The sequence below is a fragment of the Sphingobium cloacae genome, from assembly GCF_002355855.1.
In the GTDB taxonomy this organism is placed as follows: Bacteria; Pseudomonadota; Alphaproteobacteria; order Sphingomonadales; family Sphingomonadaceae; genus Sphingobium; species Sphingobium cloacae.
On the sequence record NZ_AP017655.1, the window covers coordinates 2,034,809 to 2,046,208 of the forward strand.

Below are 11,400 nucleotides of genomic sequence, written 5' to 3' on the forward strand. Positions count from 1 at the left end.
TATCTGATCTCGACATCCCCGCTGAGATCGGCGCAGCCCCGTACACAGGATCACAGCAGCAGCTTGTCAGCATCACCCGATGGCTGGCCATGCAGCACGGGAAGGACACTTTGTGCAGCCTCAAGCAGCCGACCCCTTCTGCACTCGTTAAAGAATGCAAGAAGATGTCGGGTGTTTGGTGGAGCCACCTCACCGATTACTGGGGCGTCGCTGACGACCTCAAGAAGGTCTTTTTTATCATTTTAGTGATGCGTTGGAGCACACAACCCATAAGATGCTCACGGGCCATGATCTGCCCAAGACCAAAGACAGGTTCCAGCACAATGCCCTCAAGGGGCTTCGGCAGGCGACCGGTCATGGTGATGCTGCCCTACTGCTCTACCGCAACCGCTACTGGTGGCCGAAGGCCAGCGTGATCCAAGACGGTAAGAAGTGGATCATCATCATCGCATCGAGAACATTTGGACCCCGATAGGCCGGGACGGCTTTGGCCGACGCGACGTCCGGTCTTTCACGCCTACATCGTCGGAACCAGGTCAGCACCCATGGGATCGCAACCGCCAGTTCATGCTATGGCCGGTCACGAGAAACAGGCTTCCTGCCACCGTGAACCAAAGCTCGGTGCTTTCGCCCCACCCGGAAGGAGGGCGATCACCAGACAGCCTATGCCAGCCAGTCCCATCAAGACCGGCAGGACCGCACCATGCCGTCGATAGCCGAGCGAGAACGCCGCAAGGGCGGTCGGAAGGACCAGCGCCAGCGCGAAATAGTGAAAGGCGGGCGATTGCGCGAAGAGGCCGATGATTCCCGGCAACAGCAGCAGCAGGAATGGCAGCGCAAGGCAATGGACGAGGCATAGGAGCGACGCGGAGACCGCAGCCCCCTCGATAACATTTGTCCGCAGTTGGCGCCTGCTGGCTGACGACTCATTATTGGCACGCATAAAAACTATCAAAACACCACTTGAGTAATGTTATATCGTCTCTTAATGGGTCGAAAACTCAAGCGTAAAAAGGGGATTGTTCGTGAAAATTCGTGTCGTTCTGTTGTCCGCCGCCTCCGTGTCGGCGCTGCTGCCGCAGGCAGCGCTCGCAGCCGCGCAAGCCGGCAGCGCCGCAGACCGCGATATCATGGTGACGGCTTCGCCCCTGGAGCAGAAGGCCGACGAGACCGCGACTCCTGTGGCTACTCTGACGGGTGACGACCTCGTTCACCGCCGGCAAGCGACGCTGGGCGATACGCTGGCGGGGCAGCCCGGCATCAACTTCGATAATTTCGGCGGCGGCGCGAGCCGTCCGGTCATTCGCGGGCAGACCGCGCCGCGCGTCCAGTCGCTGTCTGATGGGGCCAATATCCAGGATGCGTCCGCGATCTCGCCTGACCATGCCATAACGACCGAGCCCCTACTGCTGCGCGGGATCGAGGTGCTCCGCGGACCCGCCACCTTGCTCTACGGCGGCAGCGCCATTGGCGGCGCGATCAACCTGCTCGACGACAAGGTTCCCACGGCGATTCCCGAAGGCGGGATTTCGGGCATGGCGGAAGGGCGGCTTGGCACGGCCAACCCCGAACGCTCACTGGTCGGCGGCATGTCGACGGCTCCTACAACGATACGTCCACGTTCAGCGTCGGCGGTTCCTGGGTCGGCCCGGACGGCTATCTCGGCGTCGCCTATACGCGCCAACGCAGCGAATATGGACTACCGGGCCACAGCCACGAATATGAATCCTGCCATCCTCACGGCAGCAGCCTGCATTGCGGTGGCCACGATCACGGCGAAGACGATCACGATCACGATCACGATCACGATCATGACCATGATCACGACCATAACCATGACGAAGTGCCCTTCGTGAAGTTGCGCAGCGAACGCTTCGACATCCGAAGCGAATATCGCGACCCGCTGCCCGGTTTCGATAAGGTGCGTTTCCGCATGTCGTTCACCGATTACGAGCATGACGAGATCGAGGAAGATACCGTTGCGACCACCTTCAAGAACAAGGCGCACGACATTCGCTTCGAGCTGACCCACAAGCCGATCGGGGCCTTGCGCGGCGTATTCGGCGTCCAGCATTCCAGCAGCGAGTTCAGCGCGGTGGGCGAGGAAGCCTTCCTGCCTGAAAGCGAGACCACCAACACGGCTCTCTTCCTGATGGAGACCCTGCAGGCGGGACCAGTGCGGTTCGAGCTCGCAGCGCGCCACGAATGGCAGACGGTCGAGACGACGCTCAATCGCAAGGTCAGCCACCGGCCGTTCTCGATCTCCGGGGCGGCGATCTGGGACATCGGCGGCGACTATTCGCTGGCCTTGTCCTTCGCCCGGTCACAGCGCGCGCCCAATGTGCAGGAACTCTATGCCCGTGGCGTGCATCTGGCGACCAATACCTACAATTGGGCACCGCGACGCTGGGCAAGGAGACGGCGAAGTCGGTCGACCTGACCTTCCGCAAGACGAGCGGAGCGACGACATTCACCATCGGGGCCTATCATCAGGATTTCGACAATTACATCTTCGCCGACACCCTTGATCGGTTCGAGGACTTCCGCCTGATCCGCTACACGGCGGCCGATGCAAGGTTTACGGGGATCGACGGCGAAGTCCGGCAGCAATTCACGCCCGATTTCGGCGTGTCGGTCTTCGGCGATTATGTTCGCGCCAAGCTGAAACGAGGCCTCGGCAATCTGCCGCGCATACCGGCCGGCAGGCTCGGCGCGCGCGCCGATGGCAGGTGGGGGCCGCTGTCCGCTGATCTCGAATATTATCACGTCTTCGAACAGGGCAAGATCGCCGCATTCGAGATGCGAACGCCGAACTATGACATGCTCAATGCGACACTGGCCTACAAATTGGAACTGGGGCCCAAAGCCCATGCTGAATTGTACGTGCGGGCGAGCAATCTGACGAACGAACTGGCCTACAACCATGCCTCGTTCATCAAGGATGCGTCACCGCTGCGCGGCCGCAACTTCGTGTTCGGGCTGCGGACCGGATTCTGACGAAGATGGCGCTCCCTTGGCGCCAGGACGCGGGGAGGCAGATCAGTCTTCTGTCTCTCCGTTCCACACAAAAGCCATGCGAGGACGACATTATGCAGGTTCGACAGAAGGCAACTGAGGACGTTACCGTCCAAGCCGCGCGGTGGGCCAGCGCCTACAAGTCCCCTCGATGGCGGTGCGCATCGCTGAGAGATTCTTCATGACGTCCACACCGTCATGGGCGGCGATGGCGCAGGGTTCGTCGCAGGAAGTCGAGACGCTGGCGCTCGGTGACGGCATGATCCTGATGCTGAGCCAGCTTGGTCCTGCCGCTCCGCGCCATTTCCATTTCGAGGAGCCGCGCGATGTGCTGGGCATCGGTTTCCACCTCAGGGGGAAGCGCCGTCGCCTGGTCTTTACGATATACGCAACAAACATATGAGCTACGATTACCCGTCAGGTCACACGACCTGAGGCTGGACTTGGGCTTTCATTCTTTCAAGCATTGCACCGAATCGGCGCTCGGCCGCAGGCGCATTTTCACCTCATCGCGACAGGAAAAATTCGACGGGTATTGAGAGCTCCATGATATCCGGTTTGCCATTCGGGATCGTCGTCAATGGCTGCGCTCGCCGCAGCGTTTCGAGTGCGGCTTGATCGAGCGTGAAATAGCCGGATTTTCGGATGATGGTGGATGTCAGCACCATGCCCGCGCGATTCATCGAGAAGCGGATATAAACGACACCCTGTTGCCGGGCGGCACGGGCACGGGCCGCGTACTGGCGGAAACGCTGAAGATGCGCGAGCACCAGACTCTGCCAATCGGGTTGCGCGTCACTGGACAGTCGATCAGCAGGAGGCGCGACGGCGTTTTGTGGCGCGTAGGTTTTCGGCATGGATGGACCGGGATCAACGATTTCAACCGGTCGCGGGGCATCCGCTTGCGCCGGGGGCCAAGTCGGAAGTTGAAAAAGCGGCGGCGGCGTGTCCCTTGGAGGAACCGGCGGCGCATTCTGCTTTTCTACCACCGTTGGACCTGGAGCCACATCGCGCACAGGGTCCGGCGGCGCCGCCAGCGGACGCAATTCGACCACCAGCGACCGTGAGGTCGATACGGTAGGACGATAGACCGTCCGCCACGTGAACAACATAGCGAGTAGCACCAGACCGAAGATCGCCGCTGTGCCGGAAAAGCCGGCAAGCCGCGCGCTCCAACTCGTGGGCTGATTGCAATAGCGGCCTTGGCCCTGTGAAGCGGCATCGGCGTGATGGTATGTTGCCGGCCGCGATGCCATCCCGCAATGGGATGACCGATAGGGCTGGTCGATCCTTTCGATGGCATGAGGCGCCAAGGCACCCGTCCGGTCGCTTGCCAGAGCAAGCTGGCGCGACAGATCGTCCGCTCTTTTCATCGTCGCGTTCCCGGTTCGGGACGCCGAACGATCCATACAGCCCAGAAAAGCATGAATGCCCCGACGCCGCCTGTGAGGAGAACGCCGGGACGGACATGGAACCAAAACAAGCTAAGTGTTTGATCCCACGGTTTGATGGTGCGATCCTTTCGTTGGAATGGAAGGAAGCCTTATGGGACAGGTACGTCACGGGAGCGCCACGACCACGCACGCCGTCCGAGCAGCAATACAGCGATCGCAAGCTTCGCTCGCGACGCTGAGCCGGGATTTGGGGATCAACCCGAAGACGGTGGCGAAGTGGCGCAAGCGGGCGACGGTCGAGGATTTGAAGACCGGGCCGAAGGCCCCTCATTCCACCACCCTGTCCGAGGCCGAGGAGGCAATGGTTGTGGCGTTCCGTCGACACACGTTGCTGCCGCTCGATGACTGTCTTTATGCCCTGCAACCATCGATCCCGCACCTGACACGATCGGCGCTGCACCGATGCCTGCAGCGACACGGCATCTCTCGCCTGCCCGACATCGAAGGTGACAAGCCAAAGCGACAACGCTTCAAACGCTATCCGATCGGCTTCTTCCACATCGATATTGCCGAAGTGCAAACTGCAGAAGGCAAGCTGTACCTGTTCGTCGGCATCGACCGCACCAGCAAGTTCGCCGTCACGCAACTCGTCGACAAGGCGGATCGCCGAACGGCGTGGGAGTTCCTCGAACACCTGCTGAAAGCGGTGCCCTACCGCATCCACACGATCCTGACGGACAATGGCATCCAGTTCGCCGAGCAGCCGCGCAACCGTAACACCGCATGGTCACGCCAGATGCGCTTCGACATGATCTGCGAGGCAAACGACATCGAGCATCGTCTCACCAAACCGAACCACCCGTGGACCAACGGCCAGGTCGAGCGGATGAACCGGACCATCAAGGAGGCGACCGTCAAACGCTTCCACTACGACAGCCATCAGCAACTCCGGACGCACCTCGCTGACTTCATGGCCGCCTACAACTTCGCCCGAAGGCTCAAAACGCTCAGCGGGCTCACACCCTACGAATACATCGCCAAGATCTGGACGTCAGAGCCAGAACGGTTCATCGTCAACCCAATCCACCAGATGCCGGGACTGAACAACTAATCGGCCTTGCCCGTGTCCTGATCGACGGGAACGCATATCGCCCGGAACCGGACAGGGAGCGCATATCGGTGAGGATCGCCAGCGACTGCCGGGACAGCGGCACCGAATGGGGCTGGCGCATCTTCATCTTTGCGTCCGGGATGATCCAGACCGCCTTATCAAAATCCACCTCCGTCCATTCCATCTGCCGGATTTCGCCCGGACGCTGGAAAACGTGGGGCGTGAGTTTCAGGGCATAGATAACGGCGGGATCGCCCTGATAATCTTCGATCGCCCGGAGTAACGCGCCGAACGCCACCGGATCGGTGATCGCGGGGAAATGCTTGACCCTCGCTGTCGTCAGCGCGCCTATCAGCAGTTGGGCCGGGTCGCGATCGGCCCGCGCCGTCGCCACCCCATAGCGAAAAACGCGGCTGGCGAACGCCCGGAGAAGATTCGTCGTATCCAACCGGCCCCGCCGCTCATGCTTACGCAGTTCGTGCAACAGTTCCTGCGGAGTGATCTCCGCGATGGGGCGCTTGCCGAAATCGCGGCCCAGCAGCTTCACAAACCAGCGCATCTTTTTCAGTGTCGGTTCCGCCAGCCCCTCCCGCGTCTTCTTCTCAATCAATTCCTCGGCCACGCTGGCGAAACTGTGGCTGGCGCGGATGCTCGCCTCGATGCAAGCTTGACGCTTGGCGGCGTTGGGATCGACCGCATGGGCAACTTGCCTACGGGCCGCATCGCGCGCTGAGCGCGCTTCGGCCAGCGTGATTTCAGTATACGACCCCAGCGCCAGCTTTCGCTCCACGCCGTTGAGCCGATATTTGACGCGCCAGAGTTTGCTGCCTCCCGGATTGACCAGCAGGTAAAGCCCCTGGCCGTCCGTGATCTTGTAGGGCTTGCCTTTGGGCTTCGCGTTGCGGACTGGGGTGTCTGTCAGCGCCATTTGGGGGCCTCGCTCTTGTGGGGGCCTTTGGCGAGGCCCCCAAAATTGCCCCGATCTGCCACATTTATAGGCAAACAGAGGCAGTCGCTGACAATCAGCGATGCCCCTAAACTAACGGAAATCTAAGGTTTTTTCAACCATCAGCACACGTTGGCTGACAGGGTAGATGGAGGCCCGAGCCGGAATCGAACCGGCGTATACGGATTTGCAGTCCGCTGCGTCACCACTCCGCCATCGGGCCTCGGCCGCAATTCCGTGCGGCAGACGGGCCAACTAGCGGGAAGGCGTTCGCAGCGCAATCCTGAAAGTTCGCGATGCGCCTTTGGGCAGCTTTCAGGGCAGGCGGTCTTGCGTTGCGCGGGATCGCCGGCATCGGCCACTTGCGGCCGTTCGCCCGTCGCGGAACGCAAGAATCTGCTTCCGGGCCGCGCAAAGCCGCTTGGCGTCGGCTCGATGCTGATTTAGAGGTCCGGTGAACGCCTTACTGTATTGCATTGTCAATACAGTTGTGCCAAGCGAGGAACCGTCGTGACCGATCAGAATTTTTCATCGATGCGGACCGCCATGGTCGAAAGCCAGCTTCGCACCAGCGATGTGGACGATCCGCGCGTGATCGCCGTGATGGCCCGCGTGCCGCGCGAGGATTTCCTGCCCGCCGAGCGCCGCGCCATGGCCTATATCGACCGGGCCGTGCCGCTGTCGGGCGGACGCGCGCTCAATCCGCCGCTGGCGACGGGGCGGCTGCTCAAGGAAGCCCAGGTCGAAGCAGGGGACAAGGTCCTGCTGATCGGCGCGGCCACCGGCTATAGCGCGGCGCTGCTGGTCGAACTGGGTGCGGTCGTCACCGCCGTCGAGGAAGAGGGCGGGCCGGAGATCGCCGTGCCGGGCGCGACCGTGAAACGCGGTGCACTCCATGCGGGAGCCACGGACGGTGCGCCTTACGACGTGCTGTTCATTGATGGCGCGGTGCAGGACGTGCCGGCGGCGCTCGTCGCGCAGATCGCGGAAGGCGGCCGGGTCGTGACCGGCCTGGTCGAGCGCGGCGTCACGCGCCTGTGCAGCGGCCGCGTCGTGGCGGGGGCTCTGGGGCTCGTCCGGCTGGCCGACATCGAAATGGTGGTGCTGCCGGGTTTCGCCGCGCCGGAGCGTTTCACCTTCTGAAGAAACGGGAACCGATGACAGCAAGGCGACCTTCCCTCCGGCTCTGCGCCGCCACGGCTTTGCTGCTGGTTTCCCCGGCAATGACGGGGCCTGCCCTGGGCGAGACGTTGCAGGTCGCGCTCATCAAGGCCTATCGCTCCAATCCGACGCTGACGGGCGCGCGGGCAGGGCAGCGGGCGACGGACGAGAATGTGCCGATCCAGAAGGCGGCGGGGCGGCCCGCGCTCGACGCGACCGGCACCTATTCCGAAAGCATATTGAAGCCGACGATCAGCTTCACTTCGCCCCAGCGGACGGTCGACGCCAACGCGCAACTGAGCGTCCCGATCTATTCCGGCGGTTCGGTGCGGAACGGCGTCAAGGCGGCGAAGGTCCGCGTCGAAGCCGGGCAGGCGAACCTGCGCGGCACGGAAGCGAGCATCTTTTCGCGAGTGGTGGCCGCCTATATGGATGTCATCCGCGACAGCGCGATCGTGTCGTTGAACCGCGCCAATGTGAAGGTGCTGGACGTCAATTTGCAGGCGACCAACGACCGGTTCGAAGTCGGCGACGTGACGCGCACCGACGTCGCCCAGTCCGAATCGCGTCTGGCGCTCGCGCGGTCCGATTTGCAGACGGCCGAAGCGAACCTGATCACCAGCCGGGAGAATTATGTCGCGCTGGTGGGCGATGCGCCCGACGATCTGGAGCCGCCGCCCGCCTTGCCGGGCCTGCCCGATTCGCCTGCCTCGGCGGTACAGGTGGCGCTCAACGACAATCCCGACATCCTTGCGGCGAAGAAGGCCGCCGACGCCGCGCGCTATGATGTGAAGGTGGCGAAGGCAGGCACGTCGCCGCGCCTGTCGGCCTTCACGCAGGCGGGCTATACCAATTATCTGGACTCGCTGGAGAACAGCACGGGAAGCCAGATCAACAAGCAGGCGGCGGCGGGCGTCCAGATCAATGTGCCGCTCTATCAGGGCGGCGGGCCCGGCGCGCGGGTGCGGCAGAGCCAGGCGCTCGAATCGCAGGCGATGGAGCAGCAGGTCGAGGTGGAGCGCAGCATCATCGCCCAGACGCGCGCTTCCTATGCCAGCTGGCAGGCCTCGCTCCAGACCATCGCATCCAGCCAGAAGGCGGTGGATGCCGCCAGCCTGTCGCTGGAAGGCGTGCGCGCGGAAAATTCGGTGGGTAGCCGGACGATCCTCGATATCCTCAATGCCGAGCAGGAATCCTTGAACGCCCGCGTGGAACTGGTGTCGGCGCGGCGCAACGCCTATGTCGCGGGCTTCAGCCTGCTCGCCGCCATGGGCCATGCCGAAGCCCGCGATCTGGGGCTGGAGGGCGGCGCGCTCTATGACCCGATGGTCAATTACGACCGGGTGAAAGGCAAGTGGTTCGACTGGGACTATGACCCCGCGCCCGTGCCGCAGGCCACGCGCACCGTTGACACGCCCGCGCAAAACGCCAATGTGGAGGCGGAAACCGCACGGCCTTGAGTTGGCGGATATATTTGCGTGGCCTTTCAGAGCGGACAGGCCGGAAAAGCCGTTAGGGGACGTCCATGGGTGACATGAGCAAGGAACCCTCGATGGAAGAGATCCTCTCGTCCATCAAGCGCATCATCGCCGAGGAAGGCGAGGAAGCCGTCGCGCAGCAGTCCGCGCCGCGCCGCAGCCGGGGCGAAGGGACCAAGGCTCCGGTGGAACTGGGCGTGCCCGCTCCGGCGATCGAACCCGCCGTCGAGGAAGTGCTGGAACTGACCGATGAGGTCGGGATGGAGGAGGAACCCATGCCCGTTTCCAGGCCTGCGGCCGTCGACGCGCCGGAAACGCCGGAAGACGACGGCATCCTGTCGGTCGAAAGCGAAGTCGCCGCGCGCCATTCCCTGTCGGCGCTCTCCTCCATGCTGGTGACGCCCAAAGAGGGAAGCGGGAACACGCTGGAAGGACTGGTCCGCGCCATGCTGCGCCCGATGCTGAAGGAATGGCTGGACGCCCGCCTGCCCGCGCTGGTCGAGGATATGGTGGCGAAGGAAATCCAGCGCATTACGGGGCGATAGGGTTTTCGGGCGGCTGGTCGCTGGCGGTTGCTTTCACCCAGGATGTATTGGCTCGACCATCACTACACCGGCAATGAGGATGAGTTCGCGCCGAACTCCAATCGCCGCGCCGCCTGTGTCCGCCGAAGCATGACCGGCAATGGCGCCATGCCTCATCTGAACTTCAGAAGGCCGGACATCGCCGGACGCTCTGCATCCACAAATTCATCGATTCCCCATGTCGCGGCGTTCGGATTCTGCTCCACCACAAGGCGCGCCATCGTCGATGCCCGGGGCGCGAGATTCACGCCGCTCCGTGCTATCCTGACCTTGCCCGCCAGATAGACGCCATCGTCATAGGACTGGATTTTCGCTGGCGGAGCCTCCCGATAGGCGCCGGTGGCCTTATCCGTCACGCTCACATAAAGCCGCGAGGGTTCAGGAGGCGCGCCGATCGTCGTTGAAATTTCGACGATCTGCCTGGCGGACTCCCTGACCTTCAGCAGGAAACGGCAATCGCTCCCGCCAGCGCTCACAATCGCGGCCGCCCGGTCGATCAGCGCGCTGTCCTCCGGCTTGAGCGCCTTGAGGCAGGCCATGATCCCTGCGGCAGCACCCTGCTCGACATCCTCGCCCGGGAAGCCTCCGGGGACACCGACCGCCACCGTCCGAACCACCAGTCATCAGGCGTAAATCTTGGCGGTTCCGCTGCAACGGCGCCGATGGGAAGGTCGCAAATGTAGCTGACATACAGCGCCGGGCTATGCCCGATGCTGAAGCCTTCGCCGTTGAGCCACCAGCCCAGACGGCGGGCAAATGCCCACGCGTCGTGGTATCCCTCCAGATGATGCCGCCCATTGCCGACGAAGAAGCGGATATCGTGAAGCCGCGAGGGCGGCCCATCTTTTGTCATGGTCTGATGTTAATCGCAGTGTCCGGCAAATTCCACGCGTTTGAGCCGCCAAATTCATCGGCCCATGGTGCTTGCGGTCTCTGCTGCCGCAATGCCATGGGGGAGCCATGAAAAATATGTTCCGGTGGATAGGCGGCCTGTTTGCCGCGGTGGGATTGATCTTCCTCCTCTTCAGCGCCGTTCTGTTGCAGCGGGATGCCGGCTTTAGTGCGCGGGCGGCAAAGGCGCGAGGAACCGTCATGGAACTCGTCCGCCATGTCGACCGTGATCGCACGCAGGGCATCAGCTATACAGCCGTCATCGGCTTTGCGGATGGAAGCGGGCAGCGGCGGGAGTTCAGCGAGTCCGTGCGCTCCAACCCGCCGCGCTTTTCGGTGGGGGAGGACGTCTCGGTTCTCTATGATCCGGCGCGCCCGTCCCATGCCGTTGTCGATGATTTCTGGGGCCGCAGGGGTGCGATGGCGATCTTCCTCGGCCTCGGCGCGGTATTTGCCGCGCTTGGCACGGTTCTGCTGGTCATCGACCTGAAGCGAGGCAGAACAATTTCGCGATTGTTGCGCGAAGGCAAGCCAGTGGAAGCGGGTTTTCTCCATGTGTTTCGCGATAAGCGCATCACCCGCCATGGCGATCATCCCTTTCGGGTCGTGGCTCAGGCGATGGACCCGGCGACCGGGCGCCTGCGTCGTTTCGAGAGCGAAGCGATCTGGGTCGATCCGACGGCGCAACTGGCGGGGCGCACGCTGCGCGTGCTGCTCGATCCCGCCGATCCGCTGCGCTATCATGTCGACCTGTCGGACATCCAGCCCTTATAGGGTGACGAGGATGTGCGCCGGAGGCCATGGATGAGGCCCGCGACAA

At 62.7% G+C, this 11,400-nt stretch carries 12 protein-coding genes, 1 tRNA gene and 1 pseudogene; 9 read left to right on the forward strand and 5 right to left on the reverse strand.

From position 1 onward, the window contains the following. Nucleotides 1-274 precede the first annotated feature (274 nt). A complete protein-coding gene (locus tag SCLO_RS23860; protein ID WP_123905477.1) occupies nucleotides 275-475 on the forward strand; it encodes a hypothetical protein in 201 nt (66 codons plus the stop codon). A 105-nt stretch (nucleotides 476-580) separates the two neighbouring features. Here SCLO_RS23860 and SCLO_RS10130 read toward each other — a convergent pair whose 3' ends face one another. Next, on the reverse strand, nucleotides 581-943 hold the full coding sequence (locus tag SCLO_RS10130) for a MerC domain-containing protein (RefSeq protein ID WP_066517558.1): 363 nt from the start codon (nucleotides 941-943) through the stop codon (nucleotides 581-583). A 187-nt stretch (nucleotides 944-1,130) separates the two neighbouring features. Here SCLO_RS10130 and SCLO_RS23865 point away from each other — a divergent pair, with 187 nt between their 5' ends. The 3 genes and pseudogenes from SCLO_RS23865 (at nucleotide 1,131) to SCLO_RS10140 (ending at nucleotide 3,418) form a co-directional block, all read left to right on the forward strand. Then, on the forward strand, nucleotides 1,131-1,856 hold the full coding sequence (locus tag SCLO_RS23865) for a TonB-dependent receptor plug domain-containing protein (protein ID WP_407695331.1): 726 nt from the start codon (nucleotides 1,131-1,133) through the stop codon (nucleotides 1,854-1,856). After that, nucleotides 1,745-2,997: pseudogene (locus SCLO_RS10135) on the forward strand (TonB-dependent receptor domain-containing protein); the annotation flags it as partial. The gene SCLO_RS23865 and the pseudogene SCLO_RS10135, both read left to right, overlap by 112 nt. A 199-nt stretch (nucleotides 2,998-3,196) precedes the next feature. Continuing rightward, nucleotides 3,197-3,418 carry a hypothetical protein gene (locus tag SCLO_RS10140; protein ID WP_123905478.1) on the forward strand — a complete coding sequence of 74 codons (222 nt, stop codon included), beginning with the start codon at nucleotides 3,197-3,199 and terminating at the stop codon, nucleotides 3,416-3,418. 103 nt (nucleotides 3,419-3,521) lie between these two features. Here the strand turns inward: SCLO_RS10140 and SCLO_RS10145 are convergent, their stop codons facing one another. Then, nucleotides 3,522-4,388, reverse strand: coding sequence for an energy transducer TonB family protein (locus SCLO_RS10145; RefSeq protein WP_231923213.1), 867 nt, complete (start codon nucleotides 4,386-4,388; stop codon nucleotides 3,522-3,524). Between the two features lie 172 nt (nucleotides 4,389-4,560). On the opposite strand from SCLO_RS10145, the gene SCLO_RS10150 reads away from it, so the two are divergent. Beyond that, complete coding sequence (locus tag SCLO_RS10150) at nucleotides 4,561-5,520, forward strand: IS481 family transposase (RefSeq protein ID WP_096362068.1); 960 nt, start codon at nucleotides 4,561-4,563, stop codon at nucleotides 5,518-5,520. On the opposite strand, the gene SCLO_RS10155 is transcribed toward SCLO_RS10150, so the two are convergent. Further along, nucleotides 5,483-6,448 carry a tyrosine-type recombinase/integrase gene (locus SCLO_RS10155; RefSeq protein ID WP_231923214.1) on the reverse strand — a complete coding sequence of 322 codons (966 nt, stop codon included), beginning with the start codon at nucleotides 6,446-6,448 and terminating at the stop codon, nucleotides 5,483-5,485. The genes SCLO_RS10150 and SCLO_RS10155 overlap by 38 nt on opposite strands. Nucleotides 6,449-6,615: 167 nt before the next feature. After that, nucleotides 6,616-6,689, reverse strand: a tRNA-Cys gene (locus tag SCLO_RS10160). A gap of 287 nt (nucleotides 6,690-6,976) precedes the next feature. Between SCLO_RS10160 and SCLO_RS10165 the strand changes: the two genes are divergently transcribed. The 3 genes from SCLO_RS10165 (at nucleotide 6,977) to SCLO_RS10175 (ending at nucleotide 9,650) form a co-directional block, all read left to right on the forward strand. Beyond that, the gene (locus SCLO_RS10165) at nucleotides 6,977-7,609 is read left to right on the forward strand and encodes a protein-L-isoaspartate O-methyltransferase family protein (protein WP_066517235.1); all 633 of its coding nucleotides are present in this window, start codon (nucleotides 6,977-6,979) and stop codon (nucleotides 7,607-7,609) included. A gap of 14 nt (nucleotides 7,610-7,623) precedes the next feature. Next, a complete protein-coding gene (locus tag SCLO_RS10170) occupies nucleotides 7,624-9,087 on the forward strand; it encodes a TolC family outer membrane protein (RefSeq protein ID WP_066517237.1) in 1,464 nt (487 codons plus the stop codon). Between the two features lie 65 nt (nucleotides 9,088-9,152). Continuing rightward, nucleotides 9,153-9,650 (forward strand): DUF2497 domain-containing protein, encoded by a 498-nt coding sequence (locus SCLO_RS10175; RefSeq protein ID WP_066517239.1) that lies wholly within the window; start codon nucleotides 9,153-9,155, stop codon nucleotides 9,648-9,650. A gap of 152 nt (nucleotides 9,651-9,802) precedes the next feature. Here the strand turns inward: SCLO_RS10175 and SCLO_RS10180 are convergent, their stop codons facing one another. Continuing rightward, nucleotides 9,803-10,306: a hypothetical protein gene (locus SCLO_RS10180; protein ID WP_145980669.1), complete on the reverse strand. Its 504-nt coding sequence runs from the start codon at nucleotides 10,304-10,306 to the stop codon at nucleotides 9,803-9,805. Nucleotides 10,307-10,649: 343 nt separating this feature from the next. Here SCLO_RS10180 and SCLO_RS10185 point away from each other — a divergent pair, with 343 nt between their 5' ends. Then, nucleotides 10,650-11,354 carry a DUF3592 domain-containing protein gene (locus tag SCLO_RS10185; protein WP_066517241.1) on the forward strand — a complete coding sequence of 235 codons (705 nt, stop codon included), beginning with the start codon at nucleotides 10,650-10,652 and terminating at the stop codon, nucleotides 11,352-11,354. Nucleotides 11,355-11,400: the final 46 nt, after the last annotated feature.

Bases quoted from the DNA above. Each gene is read 5' to 3' on its own strand.
- SCLO_RS23860 (WP_123905477.1), top strand. From the start codon at position 275: ATGCTCACGGGCCATGATCTGCCCAAGACCAAAGACAGGTTCCAGCAC.
- SCLO_RS10130 (WP_066517558.1), bottom strand. From the start codon at position 943: ATGCGTGCCAATAATGAGTCGTCAGCCAGCAGGCGCCAACTGCGGACA.
- SCLO_RS23865 (WP_407695331.1), top strand. From the start codon at position 1,131: ATGGTGACGGCTTCGCCCCTGGAGCAGAAGGCCGACGAGACCGCGACT.
- SCLO_RS10140 (WP_123905478.1), top strand. From the start codon at position 3,197: ATGACGTCCACACCGTCATGGGCGGCGATGGCGCAGGGTTCGTCGCAG.
- SCLO_RS10145 (WP_231923213.1), bottom strand. From the start codon at position 4,388: ATGAAAAGAGCGGACGATCTGTCGCGCCAGCTTGCTCTGGCAAGCGAC.
- SCLO_RS10150 (WP_096362068.1), top strand. From the start codon at position 4,561: ATGGGACAGGTACGTCACGGGAGCGCCACGACCACGCACGCCGTCCGA.
- SCLO_RS10155 (WP_231923214.1), bottom strand. From the start codon at position 6,448: ATGGCGCTGACAGACACCCCAGTCCGCAACGCGAAGCCCAAAGGCAAG.
- SCLO_RS10170 (WP_066517237.1), top strand. From the start codon at position 7,624: ATGACAGCAAGGCGACCTTCCCTCCGGCTCTGCGCCGCCACGGCTTTG.
- SCLO_RS10175 (WP_066517239.1), top strand. From the start codon at position 9,153: ATGGGTGACATGAGCAAGGAACCCTCGATGGAAGAGATCCTCTCGTCC.
- SCLO_RS10185 (WP_066517241.1), top strand. From the start codon at position 10,650: ATGAAAAATATGTTCCGGTGGATAGGCGGCCTGTTTGCCGCGGTGGGA.